Consider the following 16,404-nt stretch of genomic DNA (forward strand, 5'->3'; position numbering starts at 1 on the left):
CTGCCCGTTCACGATTTATCCGAGAGGATTGTTTCCATGAAGACTCTGGTTTGGGTCGAGCACGACGGGCAGACCGTCAAGGATGCGACGCTGTCGGCGGTGACCGCGGCGTCGAAACTGGGCGAGGTCCACCTCCTCGTCGCCGGCCAAGGTGTCGACGGCGCCGCGCAGGCGGCAGCGAAGATCGCGGGCGTCGGCAAGGTCCACGTCGCCGATGACGCGGCCTACGCGCACGCGCTGGCCGAGAATGTCGCGCCGCTCGTCGTCGAGCTGATGGGGCACCACGACGCGTTCGTCGTGCCGGCGACCTCGAGCGGCAAGGCAATCGCGCCGCGTGTCGCAGCCCTGCTCGACGTGATGCAGATCAGCGACATCCTGTCGGTCGAGGGCGAGGACACGTTCACGCGGCCGATCTACGCCGGCAACGCGATCGCGACCGTGCAGACCACCGACGCGAAGAAGGTCATCACCGTGCGCGGCACCGCGTTCGACAAGGCCGCGACCGAGGGTGGCTCGGGCGAGATCGAGACGGTGGCCTCGACCGGCGACAAGGGGCTGGCGACGTTCGGCAGCCAGGAGCTCGCCAAGTCCGAGCGCCCGGAGCTGACCAGCGCGAAGATCATCGTCTCGGGCGGGCGCGCGCTCGGCTCGGGCGAGAAGTTCCACGAGCTGATCGAGCCGCTGGCAGACAAGCTGCACGCCGGCGTCGGCGCGAGCCGCGCGGCGGTGGACGCAGGCTTCGTGCCCAACGATTATCAGGTCGGGCAGACCGGCAAGATCGTCGCGCCGGAAGTGTACGTCGCGGTCGGCATCTCGGGGGCGATCCAGCATCTCGCCGGCATGAAGGACTCCAAGACGATCATCGCGATCAACAAGGACGAGGACGCGCCGATCTTCCAGGTCGCGGACATCGGCCTGGTCGGCGACCTGTTCAAGGTCGTGCCGGAGCTGACCGAGAAGCTGTAAAGGATGGAAGGCGGGGCCACGGCCCCGCCGGTGCGCGCGAGCGAAGCGTCGCGCGCATCCGCCCGGCCGGCGCGGCCACAGCCGCGACCGACGACGCGGGACTTGCTCCCGCGTCGCCGCGATCAGGCGGCCCCGCGATCGACCAACACAACCGCTGCTCAATCGCAGATGCTGTTATCATGACGCCGGCGGAACCGGGCCGGTTCCAGACGCTACAACCGTCGCCAGCGTCAGAGATGATTCCAACCCTGCCAACCGCTTGCTACATGCGTAGCAACGCGCCACGTTGCCGCATTGATGGCACAACCCTCTACCACGCTAGCGGTCGACGGCTTCGCCCTACATGCCGCCAAGGCATTGCCCTTGCTTTCCGACCTGCACACGCTCGCCGACGATTTGCCGCAACGTGGCGGGGCACTCGTCTGCACGGTCAGCCAAGACTCACTCATCTGACTCACCACAGCGCGGTCGCTGCTCGCTATCTCGGCGGGGGTGCCCGGCCTGTCCGGGCGATCCTGTTCGACAAGACGCCCCAGGCCAATTGGTCGCTCGGCCGGCATCAGGATCGCACGATCGCCGTCTGCGAACGGCGCGCCGCTGCTGGTCGCGCCGGGTTCGCATCGGCTCGGTCTCGTCGCGGAGGGCGACATTGCCGCCGCCGTGGCGCGATGCGGGACACAGACGTGCCTGGCGGCTGTGGGAGACATATGGGCCTATGCGACCCCGATCCTTCATGCCTCGGCCGCGAGCGTCGGGCAGCGGCACCGCCGTGTGCTGCAGATCGACTATCAGTCGGGGCACTACCGGGCGGACTCGACTGGCTCGGCATTTGAGCCCACCGCCCGAATCATCACGGACGCGTCATGCCTCATCACCCATCGGCGTCGAGCGCCTCGCGCAGATAGTCGCGGATCAGGCGGATGGCGTCGAGCGTGTCGGGCAGGACGGTCGCGATCGGCGCTGCCGGCGGCGGCGCGCTATGGGCAGGTGACGCGGGCGTCGGCGCTGGCGACGTGCGCTCGCCCGCCAACAATTGCTGCACGCCGCGGACGGTATAGCCTTCGTGATTGAGCAGCTTGTCGATGCGTTGCACCAGCGCGACGTCGGCGGGTCGGTAGTAGCGGCGGTTGCCGGCGCGCGTGACGGGCTTGAGCTGGGGAAAGCGCCCTTCCCAATAGCGCAGGATGTGCGGTGCGATGCCGGTCAGCTGCGTGACCTCGCCGATGGTGCGGAACGCGGTGTCGGCCTTGGCCAAGGCCGCGCTCTCGCCGCCGCTCGTGCCGCGCTCGCCCGCCGTGGTCACCGGCGCCTCATCGGGCGGCCGCGGATCAGTCCGCCGACATGATGCGCTCACGCATCATCTGGCTGGCGCGGAAGGTGAGCACGCGGCGCGGCGCGATCGGCACCTCGACACCGGTCTTGGGGTTGCGACCGATCCGCTCCCCCTTGTCGCGCAGCACGAAGGTACCGAACCCCGAAATCTTGACGTTCTCGCCGTGCGACAGCGCTTCGCACATCTTGGCGAGGATCTGCTCGACCACGCGGGCAGAGTCGGCGCGCGAGAGGCCGATCTGCTTGTGCAGCGCCTCGGCCAAGTCGGCCCGTGTCAGCGTGCCCGCGTCCGTCATGCTCGTCGGTCCCCCAATTAAACCTTCGTTTCCGGTGGTATAAAGCCCAAACGGCTTTGTCGACTAGACAGACGTACCCATTACGGCAAGAACCGTCAGTAGCGCAGCACCGCCGCACCCCAGGTGAAGCCGCCGCCCATCGCCTCCAGCACGACGAGATGACCGGGTTGGATGCGGCCGTCGCGCACCGCGGTGTCGAGCGCGAGCGGGACCGAGGCGGCGGAGGTGTTGGCGTGCTGATCGACCGTCACCACCACGCGCTCGGCCGGCAGCGACAGCTTGCGCGCGGTCGCATCGAGGATGCGCGCATTCGCCTGGTGCGGGACGACCCAGTCGATGTCGTCGGGCGTGAGATCGATGTCTTTCAGCGCCTCGGCCATCACCGCCGCCAGATTGGTGACGGCGTGGCGGAACACCTCGCGCCCCTTCATCCTGAGCTTGCCGACCGTGCCGGTGGTCGAGGGACCGCCGTCGACGTAGAGCAGCTCGTTGTGGCGCCCGTCGGCGTGGAGCTTCGCCGCGAGGATGCCGCGCGCATCGGGACTGGCGACATCGTCGGCGCTGTCCTGCGCCTCGAGCACGATCGCGCCCGCGCCGTCGCCGAACAGCACGCAGGTGGTGCGGTCCTCCCAGTCGAGGATGCGGCTGAACGTCTCGGCGCCGATCACGAGCGCGCGGCGGTGCGCGCCGGCGCGGATCATGCTGTCGGCGACCTGCACCGCGTAGAGGAAGCCCGAGCAGACCGCAGCGACGTCGAAGGAGACGCAATCGTCGATGCCGAGCAGCGCCTGCACCTTGGTCGCGGTCGACGGAAACGTCTGATCGGGGGTGGCGGTGGCGAGGACGATCAGGTCGACGTCCTGCGCCGCCAGCCCCGCGGCCGCGAGTGCCGCCTTGGCCGCGTCATAGGCGAGCGTGCCGGTGGTCTCGTCGGGGCCGGCCAGGTGACGGAAGCGGATACCGGTGCGCTCGACGATCCACTCGTCGCTGGTGTCGACCTGTTGCGCGAGTTCGGCGTTGGAGACGCGGCGCGCGGGCAGCGCCGAACCGGTGCCGAGGAGAACCGAGCGGATCATGCGGCAGCCTTCGCGTCGATGTTGCTCAGATCCTCGGCAATCCGGCGTGCCAGGTCCGAGCGGACCATCTTGGCGGCGTTGCCGATCGCGGTCGCGACGCCGATCTCGTTCGCGCTGCCGTGGCTTTTCAGGACCAGGCCGTTCAGCCCGAGGAAGACCGCGCCATTGTGGTTGTTGGGATCGAGGTGGTTGCGCAGCAGGTCGGTCGCCGGGCGCGAGATTAGGAAGCCGATCTTCGAGCGCGCCGAGCTGGAAAAGGCGCGGCGCAGCAGGTCGGCGACGAAGCGCGCGGTACCTTCCGCGGTCTTCAAGGCGATGTTGCCCGAGAAGCCGTCGGTCACGATCACGTCATGCTCGCCGCGCGACAGGCGGTCGCCCTCGACGAATCCGGTGAAATCCATCGGCAGGTGGGTGGCGGCGCGCAGCATCTGCGCCGCGTCCTTGATCTCGCCGGTGCCCTTCTGATCCTCGCTGCCGATGTTGAGCAGCGCGACGCGCGGGCGGTCGAGTTCGAGCACGATGCGAGCGTAGGCCGCGCCCATCACCGCGAACTGCGTCAGGTTGCGCGCATCGCACTCGGTGTTGGCACCGAGATCAAGCATCACGACGTCGTTGTCGCCGAGCGTCGGCAGCAACGCGGCGAGCGCGGGGCGATCGATGCCGGGCATGGTGCGCAAGCTCAGCTTCGCCATCGCCATCAGCGCGCCGGTGTTGCCCGACGACACCGCGGCACCGGCGCGACCTTGCTTCACGCAGTTGATCGCGACGCCCATCGACGAGGTCTTGGCACGGCGCAGCGCCTGGCTCGGCTTTTCCTCGCCCGCGATCACGTCGGCGGCATGGATCACTTCCGACGCGTGCGACAGATTCGGGTGACGCGCCAGCCCGGCGCGAATCGCGGCTTCGTCGCCGACCAGCAGGAAGCGCAGGCCGTCGTGGACGCGACGCGCACGCGCAACGCCCGCCAACATGACCTCCAGCCCCTTGTCACCGCCCATCGCATCGATGGCGATCACGGAACTGTCGGACATGGGACGGGGCACTCCAATCAAACGCGCCAATCAAACGCGGGCGCGGACAACAAAGGTCCGCGCGGGGCGGTTCAGCCCTCGACCGAGACGATCTCGCGACCGTTATAGTGACCGCAGGCGGTGCACAGATTGTGCGGACGCTTCAGCTCGCCGCAATTCGGGCATTCCTGAAACGCCGAGATCGTCAGCGCGTCGTGCGCGCGGCGCATGCCGCGGCGTGAGGGAGAAGTCTTTCGCTTAGGGACGGCCATTTCGGCACCTTGATCCAAGTGTTACGTGTTTGAACGAAATGTGCCGAGCAGGTCACCCGAACGGCCGGCACGAGGGCGACCGCGGCAGGCAGCCGCACATCGGCACGCATCGCGAAGTGACGCGCCTATAGCCAATTCTGCCCGCGTTGCAACCCGATGAGCGGAATGTCACGCTGGCGCGCGACCATGAAGGGGAGAATCGATGCTGTTGCCGATGACGCTGACGATCGCGGCGGCTTGTGCCGCGATCAACATCTGGCTGGCGCTGCGCGTGTCGCAGCGGCGGATCAAGGGCAAGGTGATGATCGGCGACGGCGGTGACGCGCCGCTGCTGGCGGCGGTGCGCGCGCACGCCAATTTCGTCGAATATGCCCCGTTCGTGCTGATCCTGCTCGCCGGGATCGAACTGGCGGGCGGATCGACGACGTGGCTGTGGGTCGCGGGCGCGGTGTTCGTCGTCGCGCGGGTCGCGCACGGGCTGGGAATGGACCGCCCTGCCCCCAATCCGCTGCGCGCCGGCGGCATCGCCGCGACGTGGATCGTGATGGCGGGGCTGGCGATCTGGGCGCTGGTGCTGGTCTACGGCGGTGACACGCGCGCGGACGGCACGATCACCACCGTGCCGATCGACGCCTCGCGCGGCTAGGTACGGCTCGCGCACGAACTGGGGAGCGACTCGGGCCTGCGACTCGGGTCGGCGGGTCGCGCCGGCGGTCAGGCCGCGAGCGCGGCGTCGCTGACGAACATGTTGTGGCGGCGTTCGTGCGCAAAGGTGCTGGGCTTGCCGTGGCCGGGGATGAAGTGCGTGTCGCCGAGCGGCCACAATTTGGTGACGATCGAGTCGATCAACTGCTTGTGGTTGCCCTGCGGCAGATCGGTGCGCCCGACCGATCCCTGGAACAACACGTCGCCGACCTGCGCGAAGCGCGACGGTGCGTGGTGGAAGATGACGTGGCCGGCGGTGTGGCCCGGCGTGTGATAAACGTCGAGCGTCAGGTCGCCGACCGTAACCGTGTCGCCGTCGACCAGCCAGCGGTCCGATTCGGTGTTGACGCCGCGGATGCCCCATTGCCGCCCGTCGTCCTCCAGCCGCGCGAGCCAGAAACGGTCGTCCTCGTGCGGCCCCTCGATCTTCACCCCCAGTTCGTCGGCGAGCGGGCGCGCCTCGCCCGCGTGGTCGATATGGCCGTGGGTGAGGAGCACCTTCTCGACCGTGACGCCCGCCTGCTCGATCGCGGCCTTGATCCGCGGCAGATCGCCGCCCGGATCGATCACAGCGGCGCGCATCGTCCTGGTGCACCAGATCAGCGTGCAATTCTGCTCGATTGCGGTGACGGGAATGATGGCGGCGCGTAGCGGGGGCGTGTCGGTGCTCATGGTCGTGTCTCGCATCGGTTCAAGCGGCGTTGTGCCAGAGATGGGCGCGCGCGAACACGGCCACAATCGCGGTTAATCGCCCTCGGGGCACGCGAAACACGCGCGGCTGCGCTTGCCGGGTGCGAAAGGGGCGGGCATCACGCGAGTCGGATGCGGATCACGGCCCCCTACGTCCTCTTGGACGACGCGCGCGACGGCGGCGCGGCGGCGCGGCTGTACCGCAACCCGCGTGGCGTGGTTGACGCGCGCGGCGTGGCCGACGTCGCGCCGATGCTGGCGGCGGTGCGCGCGCACACCACCGAACAGCGCGGTGAGGCGGCGGGGTTCCTGTTCTACGAAGCGGCGAGCGCGTTCGAGCCGGCGGTCGCGGACGCACGAACGCCCGACGGGCCGCTCGGCTGGTTCGGGTTGTTCGACAGCTATGAGACGGTCGACGTGCCCGCGCTGCTGCCCGATCCGGCGGGTGCGTGGGTCGGCGCGCTCGAGCCGCGGGTGTCGCGCGCCGATTACGACGCGATGTTCGCGCGCGTGCAGGCGTTGATCGCCGCGGGTGACCTGTACCAGGCCAATCTGACGTTTCGCGCCGACGTGCGCGTCCTGGGCGATCCGCTCGCGCTCTATGCGCGGTTGCGCGCGGCGACGCGGGGTGGATGGGGTGCGATCGTCGACACGGGCGAGACGACATACCTGTCCTTCTCGCCCGAACTCTTCTTCGCGCTTGAGGGCAACCGGCTCACCTGTCGCCCAATGAAGGGCACCGCGCCGCGTCAGGTCGACGCGCGCGCCGACGCGGACGCTGCCGCCGCGCTGGCGCAGGATCCGAAACAGCGCGCCGAAAATCTGATGATCGTCGACCTGATGCGCAACGATTTGTCGCGCGTCGCGGTGGCGGGCAGCGTCGCGGTACCCGAATTGTTCGCGTTGGAGCGTTATCCAACGGTCCACCAGATGACCTCCACCATCACCGCGACGCGTGCACCCGGCGTCGACGCGGTCGACGTGCTCGGCGCCCTATTTCCGTGCGGGTCGATCACCGGCGCGCCCAAGGTACGCGCGATTCAAGCGCTGAACGAGATCGAGCGTGATGCGCGCGGGCTCTACACCGGCGCGATCGGGCGCCTCGACGCGAGCGGCGACGCCATGTTCAACGTCGCGATCCGCACGCTGGCGCTGCCCGCGGGCGCGAACCAGGCGACGATCGGACTGGGCGGCGGCATCGTCGCCGATTCGACCGCGGCGGCGGAATGGGACGAGGCGCTGGCCAAGGGCGCGTTCCTCGGCCGCGATGTCTGCACCGTCGACCTGATCGAGACGATGGCGTTCGACCCGATGGAAGGGATCGCGCTGATCGAGCGGCATCTGGAGCGGATGAAGAACAGCGCCGCCGCACTCGGCTTCGCGTTCGACCGCCACGACGCGCGCAACGAATTGCAGGCGGCGACCTTCCGGTTGCGCAAGGCATCGCGCATCCGGATGATGCTGGCGAACAGCGGCGCGGTCGCGATCCAAGTGTCGCCGCTGGCGCCAAGGCGCGACACACCGCTGTCGGTCGCGTTGGTGCCGCTGCCGGTCGCGCCCGCCGACTGGCGCCTGCGCCACAAGACCAGCGATCGCGCCTTCTACGACGACGCCCGGCGCGAGAGCGGCTGCGACGAGGTGGTGTTCGTGGCGCCGGACGGATCGTTGACCGAGGGGAGCTACACCTCGCTGTTCGTCGAGCGCGACGGCATGTTGCTGACGCCGCCGGCGGGCGCGCTGCTGCCGGGTGTGCTGCGTGCCGAGTTGCTGGAAACGGGTCGCGCGCGCGAGGCGGTGCTCTGGCCCGAAGACCTCGCCGGCGGGCTCCTGCTCGGCAATGCGTTGCGTGGATTGATGCCGGCGACGCTCGCGCCCGACCATCGCGTGGTTGCGTAACAAGCGTGCGCGTTCCATAGGCGCACGCGCATTTTCCGAACCCGAAGGGTGAAGCCCGTGAAGACCTCCGCCGCGCTCGACCGCATCTCGCCCTCGCCGACGCTCGCGATCACGAGCCGGGTGATGGAGCTGAAGCGCGCCAGGGTCAACGTGATCGGCCTGGGTGCGGGCGAGCCCGATTTCGACACGCCCGAGTTCGTCAAGGAAGCCGCTATCCAGGCGATCCGTGACGGCAAGACCAAGTACACCAACGTCGACGGCACGCCCGAGTTGAAGGACGCGATCGTCACCAAGTTCCGCCGCGACAACAACCTGACCTATACGCCGCAGCAGATCAGCGTGAACGTCGGCGGCAAGCACACCTTGTTCAACGCACTGGTCGCGACCGTCGAAGCGGGCGACGAGGTCATCGTGCCCGCGCCTTACTGGGTCAGCTACCCCGACGTCGTTCAATTCGCGGGCGGCACCCCGGTGATCGTCCCCGCGGGCGCCGAATATGGCTACAAGCTGACGCCCGAGATGCTGGAAGGCGCGATCACGCCGCGGACCAAGTGGGTGATCCTCAACTCGCCATCGAACCCGACGGGCGCGGCCTATACGGTCGACGAGTTGAAGGCGCTGGGCGAGGTGCTCGAGCGGCATCCGCACGTCTGGGTGTTCGCCGACGACATGTACGAGCACATCGTCTACGACGATTTCCGCTTCGCAACGATCGCCGAGGTATGCCCCTCGCTCTACGAGCGGACGCTGACGGTGAACGGTTGTTCCAAGGCCTATGCGATGACCGGCTGGCGGATCGGCTTCGCGGGCGGTGCGCCGTGGTTGATCAAGGCGATGGCGAAGTTGCAATCGCAATCGACCAGCAACCCGTGCTCGATCGCGCAGGCCGCCGCGGTCGCCGCGTTGACCGGCGACCAGTCGTTCCTGCGCGAGCGCGCGCGCGCGTTCCAAGCGCGACGCGACCTGGTGGTCGGCATGCTCAATCAGGCCGAGGGCATCACCTGCCCGACGCCCGAGGGCGCGTTCTACGTTTATCCAAGCGTCGCCGGCGTGATCGGCAAGACCACGCCGAAGGGCATGCGGATCGAGAGCGACAGCGACTTCGTCGGCTATCTGCTCGACGATGCGCGTGTGGCGGCGGTGCAAGGTGTCGCATTCGGGCTCTCGCCCGCGATGCGGATCAGCTACGCGACCTCGGAGGCGCTGCTGACCGAGGCATGTTCGCGCATCCAGCAGGCCTGCGCCGCATTACGCTGAGGCTACCAACTATATCGCCGCAGAAACGATCTCTTTCGATCGTTGAAATATGCTCGTGCGATTGGGTGCCGTATATCGCTGGGAGATGAACGGATGAACCAGCCTCGGTTCATCCTCGCTCACCTAAGTGATGTGACGGAAACCATTTCCGCATCGCGCGTTCGGCACGGACGGGCGGGCGGATCGCAGCAGGATACACGACCAATGCTTCGCCTGTTCAAGACCAGCTTCTTCTGGCAATTTGCCGGCGGCTTCGCGATCGGGGCGGTTGGTCTGTTCGCGCTGCAGCCGGCGGCGCAGGCCGATCCGACGCATCCCACCGCGGTGTACGCGCAGCGCTGACCTCTGGAAGCGCGCAAGTCACTGACCTATATCAGTTTCATGACCCTCCGCCCTCTCCTCGCCGCCGCGCTGATGCTGAGCGCCTGTGGAACCGCCCAGGCCGAGCGTGCCGTGCCGATCCCGGCCGCCGCGATCGACGTGCCCGCGACCAAGGGCCTGCAGACCGCGGTGCTCGCGGGCGGCTGCTTCTGGGGCATGGAAGCGGTATTCGAGCACGTGCGCGGGGTGAAGTCGGTCACCGCGGGCTATGCTGGCGGAACGCGCGCGACCGCCAATTACGACGCGGTCAGCAGCGAGACGACGCGCCACGCCGAGGCAATCCGCATCAGCTACGATCCGCGTCAGGTCAGCTACGCGACGCTGCTGCGCGTGTATTTCTCGATCGCGCACGATCCGACGCAGGTGAACCGGCAGGGACCGGACAGCGGCACCAGTTATCGCTCGGCGATCTTTCCGCAAACGCCCGATCAGGCCCGCGTCGCCTCGGCGTACATCCGCCAGCTCGGCAACGCGCATGTCTTCCCCCGCGCGATCGCGACCAGGATCGAGCGCGGCGCGTTCTTCCCGGCCGAGGCGTATCACCAGAACTTCTTCGACCGGAACCCGACGCACCCGTATATCGTGACCTGGGACAAGCCCAAGTTAGCAGCCTTCCGCGCCGGGTTCCCGAAGCTCGCGGTCTGAGCCGCGCCTATCGTCAAACCGGATCAAGTCCGGGGCGACGAGATGATCAAAGCCGCCGCGCTTCCTCGACCAGCATGACCGGCACGCCGTCGCGGATCGGATAGGCGAGCCCAGCCGCTTCCGATACCAGCTCATCTGCTTGCGGGTCGTAACGCAGCGGCGTGCGCGTCAACGGACAGACGAGGCGTTCGAGCAGCCATGGGTCGAGTGCGGGCGTTTCGCGCTCGGTCGCTTCGTTCACTGAAGCGTCACCCGCTCGTCGCCGTCGTGGCGGCCGAAGAACTGCATCAACTGCACCAGCAATTCGCAGCGCGCCGAGATGCCCTTGCTCTCCAGCAGCGCCTGTTTCGCCGCAACGTCGAACGGCGCGATCTGCGCCACGCCGTTGACGAGTGCGGCGTCGTCCAGTCGCGACACCGAGTCCCAGTCAACCGCGTAGCCCAGCGCCTCTGCGAAGCGTTTCGATTCGAGTTCGAGCGATGAGCGTTCGCCGAGCGCGAGTGTCTGGTCGGTTTCGACCGGCAGCAACTCGGCTTCGACCTGGCGAAACGCGGTCGAAACGTCGAGCTCGTTCACCACGCGGAACAGCGCGACGCCTTCGAGGATCAGGTTATAACGCCCGTCCTCCATCGCCTCGAACTCGGCGATCCGTCCGACGCAGCCGATGTCGAACAATTCGGGGTCGTCCGGATCGCCGTCGGGGCGCGGCTGGATCATCCCGATGCGGCGGTCGCGCGCCATCGCGTCCGACATCATCGCGCGGTAGCGCGGCTCGAAGATGTGGAGCGGCAGGTGCATGCCGGGGAACAGCAGCGCACCCGGCAGCGGGAAGATCGAGAGCCGCGTGCGCGTCATCCGAACAGGATCGCCGACAGCCGACGGCGCTGCGCCGATACCCACGGATCCTCGAGCCCGACGACCTCGAACAGCTTGAGCAATTGCGCCCTCGCCGCGCCTTCGTTCCACGCCCGATCGGCGGCGGTGATGTGGAGGAAGCCATCGGCGGCCGCGTCGCGGTTGCCCGCCGCCATCTGCGCGTTGGCGAGGTCGAAGCGCGCCTGGTGATCGTCAGGGTTGGCGGCGACCGCGGCCTCAAGCGGGGCGAGATCATCGACCGCGGGGGCGGAGCGCGCGAGCGCGAGCGCGGCGCGCGCGCGCTCGATGTCGGGCAGCCTGGCAAGATCGTCGGGCAGGGCGGCGATCATCGCCTCGGCCTCGTCGGTCGCGCCGAGTGCGACGAGCGCGCGGACGCGGCCGGAAACGACGGCGTGCTGCTCGGGCGCCATCTCGGCGAGCTGGTCAAAGATCGACAGCGCGCGCTCGGCGTCGCCACTCGCGAGCACGTCCTCGCCCATCTGGACCAGCGGTTCGAGCTCGGCTTCCTGCGACTGCGCCTCGCCCTGGATCGGCAATTGGCGCAACAACTGGTCAAGCATCGTGCGCAGTTGCGATTCGGTCCGCGCGGGCGTCAGGTCGGCGACGAGCTGCCCCTGGAACATCGCGTAAACGGTCGGGATCGACTTGATCTGGAATTGGGCGGCGATGAACTGGTTCTTGTCGGTGTCGACCTTGGCGAGCACCACGCCCTTGTCGGCATAGGCAGCAGCGACCTTTTCCAGCACCGGGGTCAGCGCCTTGCACGGCCCGCACCATTCGGCCCAGAAATCGATGATCACCAGCTTGGTCATCGACGGCTCGACGACCTCGCTGCGGAAGGTCTGGATGGCCTCTTTCTCGGCCGGTGACATGCCTAACGTCGCCAAGGGCTGCTCCTGATTGCGTGCGCGCCCTTATGTGGGAACGGGGACGGGGATACAAACCCCCTGCCTCAGAGGGAATATTCCTGCCCCCGCTCTCGGCCTCAGAACGCGGCGGTCAGCGAGAAGACGACCTGCGATCCCGCGATGTTGCCGGTACCGTCCTGCCCCTTGCTGAAACTCGGGCGCAGATAGGCCGCCTCGCTGTTGGAGATGTCGGTGTCGGTATACGCGACCCCCAGCGTCAGCGGCGTGCCCGGCACCGCGTAATCGACGCCCGCCATCCAGTCGATATATTCGCCCGTCGGTGCGACGCTGGTGGCGAACGGCCCCAGGCCCTTGTTCCCCTTGGAAAAGCCGACGTGACCCTTAGCGGTCAGCCCGGTGTTGGGCACGCCGACGCTGGCGTCGGTCCACAGGTACAGATTGTCGTTCTTGTCGCCCGGATTGTCGTACACACCAGCCGCCGCCGAGGCACCGTTACGGTACCATGAGCCGAGCGCTTCCTGCTTGGGCGCGTAGGCGATGCCCGCCAGCACGCTGGCAGGGCCGATCGTGCCCGACACCTTGGCATAAGGCTCGATAAAGTCGGTATTGTCGAACCCGCCGGGGTACATGTACCAGGTCGCACCGACGTCGAGCGCGACGCCCTCGGTCAGCGTGGTCTTGTAGCCCGCGATCAGATCGAGCTCCATGTTGGCGCCGCCGAACGTGCCCCAGCCGGCAAGGTTCGATCCCCAGGTACCGATATAGACCCCGCTCTCGTGCGCGATCGTCAGCCCGCCCTGGATCGCGAGCTGCTCGTCCGACTGCGAGACGCCGCGGAAACGATAGTCGGAGACGAGCCCGACGCTGCCGGACACCGTGATCGGCTTTGGCGGAGCGGTTTCTTCCTGCGCCAGCGCAGGGGTTGCCACGCCCATCAGGGCGAGCGCGGATAACAGAACGTACTTCATGGGAACCTCCTTGTTGTAGAGGCTCCTCCTGCTTGCCCGTACGCACCGCTCTCACCGTCGGGTTATCACCCATCAGGCGGGCGGTGCTGCACCTGCGAGATGGAACGCTATCGGGCGTTCCGTCTCACTTCAAGCGGCAACATGCGTTCAGTGCGCCGCCGCCGCGGTCAGTGTGGCGATCCGGCCACGCGCGCCGGTCACGTCGACGCTGCCGCCCGCCTGACGCCGCCGCTGCAGCCAGTCGCGCAGCATTTCCGCGCTGGTGTGGTCGGCGGCGTGGAGCCCCGACACGTCGAGCGCGACCGGCGTGCCGACGGGCGCGCGGTCGAGCGTGTCGGACAGCTTGGGCAGGGTCAGGAAGGTGGCGGTGCCGTTCAGCGCGATCGCGTGCCGATCAGCGTCGCCGCCCTCCACCACGCGTAAGCGCAGCCGGCTGAGATGCGGCACAAGTTCAAGCGTGGTCAGCGCGATGCCGACCAGCACGCCGGTCAGCAGGTCGGTAGTGACGACGGTGACCAGCGTCGCCGCCCAGATCAGCACCGGCAGCAGCCCGTGGTCGCGCGCCAGATGCCGCGCATGGTCGAGGCTGACGAGGCGGAAGCCGGTGACGACCAGGATCGCGCCCAGCGCCGCCATCGGGATCTCGCGCAGCAGCCACGGCAGCCCGGCGACGAAGCCGAGGATCCACGCACCGTGCATGATCGCCGAGGCGCGCGTCATCGCCCCCGCCTGCACGTTGGCGGACGAACGCACGATCACCCCGGTCATCGGCAGCGAGCCCGCGAAGCCGCACAGCATGTTGCCGACGCCCTGCGCGCGCAATTCCTTGTTGTAGTCGGTGCGCACGCCGTCGTGCATCTTGTCGACCGCAGCGGCCGACAGAAGCGTCTCGGCCGAGGCGATGAACGCGATCGCGAGCGCGGCGGTCAGGATCGACGGGTTCAGCCACTGTGCCCAGAAGCCCGCGGCGGGCGGTGCCAGCGCGGCGGTGATCGACGCGGGCACCTGTACGCGCGCGACGTCCAGCCCGAGCCCGACCGCGAGCAGGGTGCCCGTCAGCACGCCGACCAGCGCGCCCGGCAACAGCCTGAGCGAAGCGGGGCGGAACTTCTCCCACGCCAGCATCGCCGCGATCGTGGCAAGGCCGATGCCGAACGCGATCTCGGTCGCCTGGAGGTTGAACGGCGACAGGCCGAACAACCGCGCGGGTGCCGCCGACAGGTTCTGCAGCCCGCTCGGCAACGGCTTGGCATCGAACAGCACGTGGAACTGCCCGGCGACGATCAGCACACCGATCCCGGCGAGCATCCCATGCACCACCGCGGGCGAGATCGCACGGAACCAGCCGCCCAGGCGGAAGATACCCGCGGCCAACTGGATCGCGCCGGCGAGCAGCAGGATCGGCCCGAGCGCGCTCAGCCCCTGATCGCGAACCAGTTCGTAGACGATGACGGCGAGGCCGGCGGCGGGGCCGCTGACCTGGAGCGGCGAGCCCGCGAGCAGCCCGACGACGATGCCGCCGATGATGCCGGTGATCAGCCCCTTTTCCGGCGACACGCCCGAGGCGACCGCGATCCCCATGCACAGGGGCATCGCAACCAGAAAGACGACGATCGACGCGGTCAGGTCACGCGCGAAGAACTGGCGGGAGGGCACCGATACGCCGGGGCGGGCAATAACCCCGTGTTTCATCGCCCGATGTTCCAGCGGACGACATCCGCGATGCGAGCACGACCACAAGCCACGAGCGACTCTCCTCATCCTGACGAATGTGAACGAGTATCAACCGGGCGTTGCCCGCGATCGGCGGCCGTGTGTTATTGTGTGTCGCTGTGTCGTTGTGTGTCCGGCAGCAGGATGCATGCTTCGAGCCCACCCTCATCCCGGTTCGACAGCGTCAGCGTGCCGCCTTCGTCCGCCACCGCCTTGGCGACGATCGACAATCCCAGCCCGAACCCGACCGTGTCGCGGCCGCGGGCGGGATCGAGCCGGACGAACGGTTCGAGCACCTCGCGCAATTTGTCCTCGGGGATGCCGGGACCGTTGTCGCACACGCGGATCACCACATCTGCGCCACCGTGCCGCTCCTCGCGCGCGAGCGTCAGCGTGACGCTGCTGCCGTAATGGAGCGCATTCTCGACCAGGTTGGTCATCGCACGCTTGATCGCCAGTCGCCGCACGCGAAGCTCGAGGTGATCGGGTCCCTCGTAACGCGCATCGGCGCCGCGGTCGGCGGCGTCGTCGATCACCGTTTCGCACAGCACGGCCAGGTCGACCATCGACGGCGCTTCCGGGTCGGCGCCGCCCAGGAAAGCGAGCAGCGAGGTGATCATCGCCTCCATCTCGGCGACGTCGTGCAGGATCGCCTCGCGCGTTTCGTCACGCGGCAGGCTCTCGGTACGCAGGTGGAGCCGGGCGAGCGGGGTGCGCAGGTCGTGGCCGACCGCGGCGAGCGCCTGCGTGCGCCCCGCGATCAGCGCGCGGATACGCTCCTGCATGTCGTTGAACGCGCTGATCACGCGGCGCACCTCACCGGGTCCGTCGACCTCGACCGGCTCGACCGCGCCGTGCCCGACGCGGTCGGCCGCGGCGGCGAGCATCCGTAGGGGGCGGAAACTGCGCCTGAGCGCGACACCCGCCAGCACCATCAGCGCGATCGCGGGAATCAGCGCCAGCGCGATGCGTTCGGCAGCGAAGCTGATCCCCGACAAGGGTGCGAGCGTGCGGAAATAAACCCAGCTGCCGTCCTGCAGCTGCATCCCGCCGGTCACCAGCGACTGCCGCCCGGGCGAAACCAGCCGCAATTGCAGGTGCGCGTCCCTGAGGCTCGGCTCCCATTCGAGCACCTGGCGCTGCATCTCGTCGAGCCGGGGCGCGATCCGCGGCGTCGGATGCGGCGTCGGCGACCAGTTGAGCGCGTAGCGGTCGGTGGTGAGTTCGGCCGCCATCGCGGTGCGTCCCTGCGCCGGACGCTCGGTCAGGAGACGCCGGCTGATGACCAGATGCTCGGCGAGGCGATTGGCCTCGTCGTCGCGCACCGCGAAGCCGCTGGCGCGCTCGTACAGGATCGTGCTCGCGCCGAACTCGATCAGCAGCGTGATGAGCAGGATCGCGACGACCTGCCCGAGCAGCCCGAAGGCCGGGCGCCGAAGCAGCCGCAAGCGC

General features: G+C 68.3%; 19 protein-coding genes. 7 read left to right on the forward strand and 12 right to left on the reverse strand.

Annotated features, from left to right (window positions below):
• Nucleotides 1-36: 36 nt before the first annotated feature.
• Both Q0579_RS09110 and Q0579_RS09115 read left to right on the forward strand, forming a co-directional pair.
• Nucleotides 37-966, forward strand: a complete 930-nt coding sequence (locus Q0579_RS09110; protein ID WP_298811530.1) for an electron transfer flavoprotein subunit alpha/FixB family protein — start codon at nucleotides 37-39, stop codon at nucleotides 964-966.
• Nucleotides 967-1,263: 297 nt separating this feature from the next.
• Complete coding sequence (locus tag Q0579_RS09115) at nucleotides 1,264-1,419, forward strand: hypothetical protein (protein ID WP_298811533.1); 156 nt, start codon at nucleotides 1,264-1,266, stop codon at nucleotides 1,417-1,419.
• Between the two features lie 418 nt (nucleotides 1,420-1,837).
• On the opposite strand, the gene Q0579_RS09120 is transcribed toward Q0579_RS09115, so the two are convergent.
• The 5 genes from Q0579_RS09120 to rpmF form a co-directional block, all read right to left on the reverse strand.
• Nucleotides 1,838-2,269 carry a MerR family transcriptional regulator gene (locus tag Q0579_RS09120; protein ID WP_298811535.1) on the reverse strand — a complete coding sequence of 144 codons (432 nt, stop codon included), beginning with the start codon at nucleotides 2,267-2,269 and terminating at the stop codon, nucleotides 1,838-1,840.
• A 25-nt stretch (nucleotides 2,270-2,294) separates the two neighbouring features.
• Complete coding sequence (locus Q0579_RS09125) at nucleotides 2,295-2,594, reverse strand: integration host factor subunit alpha (RefSeq protein ID WP_219769423.1); 300 nt, start codon at nucleotides 2,592-2,594, stop codon at nucleotides 2,295-2,297.
• Nucleotides 2,595-2,689: 95 nt separating this feature from the next.
• Nucleotides 2,690-3,670 (reverse strand): beta-ketoacyl-ACP synthase III, encoded by a 981-nt coding sequence (locus Q0579_RS09130; RefSeq protein ID WP_298811539.1) that lies wholly within the window; start codon nucleotides 3,668-3,670, stop codon nucleotides 2,690-2,692.
• Nucleotides 3,667-4,701: a phosphate acyltransferase PlsX gene (gene plsX, locus Q0579_RS09135; protein WP_298811541.1), complete on the reverse strand. Its 1,035-nt coding sequence runs from the start codon at nucleotides 4,699-4,701 to the stop codon at nucleotides 3,667-3,669. The genes Q0579_RS09130 and plsX overlap by 4 nt, the downstream gene beginning before the upstream one ends.
• Nucleotides 4,702-4,772: 71 nt before the next feature.
• Nucleotides 4,773-4,952, reverse strand: a complete 180-nt coding sequence (gene rpmF, locus Q0579_RS09140; protein WP_298811543.1) for a 50S ribosomal protein L32 — start codon at nucleotides 4,950-4,952, stop codon at nucleotides 4,773-4,775.
• 202 nt (nucleotides 4,953-5,154) lie between these two features.
• On the opposite strand from rpmF, the gene Q0579_RS09145 reads away from it, so the two are divergent.
• The gene (locus Q0579_RS09145) at nucleotides 5,155-5,598 is read left to right on the forward strand and encodes an MAPEG family protein (protein ID WP_298811545.1); all 444 of its coding nucleotides are present in this window, start codon (nucleotides 5,155-5,157) and stop codon (nucleotides 5,596-5,598) included.
• A 68-nt stretch (nucleotides 5,599-5,666) separates the two neighbouring features.
• On the opposite strand, the gene Q0579_RS09150 is transcribed toward Q0579_RS09145, so the two are convergent.
• A complete protein-coding gene (locus tag Q0579_RS09150; RefSeq protein WP_298811548.1) occupies nucleotides 5,667-6,329 on the reverse strand; it encodes an MBL fold metallo-hydrolase in 663 nt (220 codons plus the stop codon).
• 150 nt (nucleotides 6,330-6,479) lie between these two features.
• Between Q0579_RS09150 and pabB the strand changes: the two genes are divergently transcribed.
• The 4 genes from pabB to msrA all read left to right on the forward strand — a co-directional run bounded on the left by pabB (nucleotide 6,480) and on the right by msrA (nucleotide 10,526).
• A complete protein-coding gene (gene pabB / locus Q0579_RS09155; RefSeq protein WP_298811550.1) occupies nucleotides 6,480-8,243 on the forward strand; it encodes an aminodeoxychorismate synthase component I in 1,764 nt (587 codons plus the stop codon).
• 57 nt (nucleotides 8,244-8,300) lie between these two features.
• Nucleotides 8,301-9,500, forward strand: coding sequence for a pyridoxal phosphate-dependent aminotransferase (locus Q0579_RS09160; RefSeq protein WP_298811552.1), 1,200 nt, complete (start codon nucleotides 8,301-8,303; stop codon nucleotides 9,498-9,500).
• Nucleotides 9,501-9,704: 204 nt separating this feature from the next.
• Nucleotides 9,705-9,842, forward strand: a complete 138-nt coding sequence (locus tag Q0579_RS09165; protein WP_298811554.1) for a hypothetical protein — start codon at nucleotides 9,705-9,707, stop codon at nucleotides 9,840-9,842.
• Nucleotides 9,843-9,881: 39 nt separating this feature from the next.
• A complete protein-coding gene (gene msrA, locus Q0579_RS09170; RefSeq protein ID WP_298811556.1) occupies nucleotides 9,882-10,526 on the forward strand; it encodes a peptide-methionine (S)-S-oxide reductase MsrA in 645 nt (214 codons plus the stop codon).
• A gap of 46 nt (nucleotides 10,527-10,572) precedes the next feature.
• Here the strand turns inward: msrA and Q0579_RS09175 are convergent, their stop codons facing one another.
• From Q0579_RS09175 to Q0579_RS09200, 6 genes are all read right to left on the reverse strand, one after another.
• A complete protein-coding gene (locus tag Q0579_RS09175) occupies nucleotides 10,573-10,767 on the reverse strand; it encodes a Trm112 family protein (RefSeq protein WP_298811559.1) in 195 nt (64 codons plus the stop codon).
• Nucleotides 10,764-11,381 carry an LON peptidase substrate-binding domain-containing protein gene (locus tag Q0579_RS09180; protein WP_298811561.1) on the reverse strand — a complete coding sequence of 206 codons (618 nt, stop codon included), beginning with the start codon at nucleotides 11,379-11,381 and terminating at the stop codon, nucleotides 10,764-10,766. Before Q0579_RS09180 ends, Q0579_RS09175 begins: the two co-directional genes overlap by 4 nt.
• Nucleotides 11,378-12,274, reverse strand: a complete 897-nt coding sequence (locus Q0579_RS09185) for a tetratricopeptide repeat protein (protein ID WP_298811882.1) — start codon at nucleotides 12,272-12,274, stop codon at nucleotides 11,378-11,380. Before Q0579_RS09185 ends, Q0579_RS09180 begins: the two co-directional genes overlap by 4 nt.
• Before the next feature lie 113 nt (nucleotides 12,275-12,387).
• Nucleotides 12,388-13,239: a TorF family putative porin gene (locus Q0579_RS09190; protein WP_298811563.1), complete on the reverse strand. Its 852-nt coding sequence runs from the start codon at nucleotides 13,237-13,239 to the stop codon at nucleotides 12,388-12,390.
• Nucleotides 13,240-13,386: 147 nt separating this feature from the next.
• Complete coding sequence (locus Q0579_RS09195; RefSeq protein ID WP_298811564.1) at nucleotides 13,387-14,931, reverse strand: SulP family inorganic anion transporter; 1,545 nt, start codon at nucleotides 14,929-14,931, stop codon at nucleotides 13,387-13,389.
• A gap of 125 nt (nucleotides 14,932-15,056) precedes the next feature.
• A complete protein-coding gene (locus tag Q0579_RS09200; protein ID WP_298811566.1) occupies nucleotides 15,057-16,400 on the reverse strand; it encodes an ATP-binding protein in 1,344 nt (447 codons plus the stop codon).
• Nucleotides 16,401-16,404 lie beyond the last annotated feature (4 nt).

The sequence above is a fragment of the uncultured Sphingomonas sp. genome, from assembly GCF_936927845.1.
Taxonomy (GTDB): domain Bacteria; phylum Pseudomonadota; class Alphaproteobacteria; order Sphingomonadales; family Sphingomonadaceae; genus Sphingomonas.

What these genes read in the sequence shown, in the direction of transcription:
- Q0579_RS09110 (WP_298811530.1), top strand. Translation starts at nt 37, where the DNA reads ATGAAGACTCTGGTTTGGGTCGAGCACGACGGGCAGACCGTCAAGGAT.
- Q0579_RS09115 (WP_298811533.1), top strand. Translation starts at nt 1,264, where the DNA reads ATGGCACAACCCTCTACCACGCTAGCGGTCGACGGCTTCGCCCTACAT.
- Q0579_RS09125 (WP_219769423.1), bottom strand. Translation starts at nt 2,594, where the DNA reads ATGACGGACGCGGGCACGCTGACACGGGCCGACTTGGCCGAGGCGCTG.
- Q0579_RS09130 (WP_298811539.1), bottom strand. Translation starts at nt 3,670, where the DNA reads ATGATCCGCTCGGTTCTCCTCGGCACCGGTTCGGCGCTGCCCGCGCGC.
- plsX (WP_298811541.1), bottom strand. Translation starts at nt 4,701, where the DNA reads ATGTCCGACAGTTCCGTGATCGCCATCGATGCGATGGGCGGTGACAAG.
- rpmF (WP_298811543.1), bottom strand. Translation starts at nt 4,952, where the DNA reads ATGGCCGTCCCTAAGCGAAAGACTTCTCCCTCACGCCGCGGCATGCGC.
- Q0579_RS09145 (WP_298811545.1), top strand. Translation starts at nt 5,155, where the DNA reads ATGCTGTTGCCGATGACGCTGACGATCGCGGCGGCTTGTGCCGCGATC.
- Q0579_RS09150 (WP_298811548.1), bottom strand. Translation starts at nt 6,329, where the DNA reads ATGAGCACCGACACGCCCCCGCTACGCGCCGCCATCATTCCCGTCACC.
- pabB (WP_298811550.1), top strand. Translation starts at nt 6,480, where the DNA reads ATGCGGATCACGGCCCCCTACGTCCTCTTGGACGACGCGCGCGACGGC.
- Q0579_RS09165 (WP_298811554.1), top strand. Translation starts at nt 9,705, where the DNA reads ATGCTTCGCCTGTTCAAGACCAGCTTCTTCTGGCAATTTGCCGGCGGC.
- msrA (WP_298811556.1), top strand. Translation starts at nt 9,882, where the DNA reads ATGACCCTCCGCCCTCTCCTCGCCGCCGCGCTGATGCTGAGCGCCTGT.
- Q0579_RS09180 (WP_298811561.1), bottom strand. Translation starts at nt 11,381, where the DNA reads ATGACGCGCACGCGGCTCTCGATCTTCCCGCTGCCGGGTGCGCTGCTG.
- Q0579_RS09185 (WP_298811882.1), bottom strand. Translation starts at nt 12,274, where the DNA reads ATGTCACCGGCCGAGAAAGAGGCCATCCAGACCTTCCGCAGCGAGGTC.
- Q0579_RS09190 (WP_298811563.1), bottom strand. Translation starts at nt 13,239, where the DNA reads ATGAAGTACGTTCTGTTATCCGCGCTCGCCCTGATGGGCGTGGCAACC.
- Q0579_RS09195 (WP_298811564.1), bottom strand. Translation starts at nt 14,931, where the DNA reads ATGAAACACGGGGTTATTGCCCGCCCCGGCGTATCGGTGCCCTCCCGC.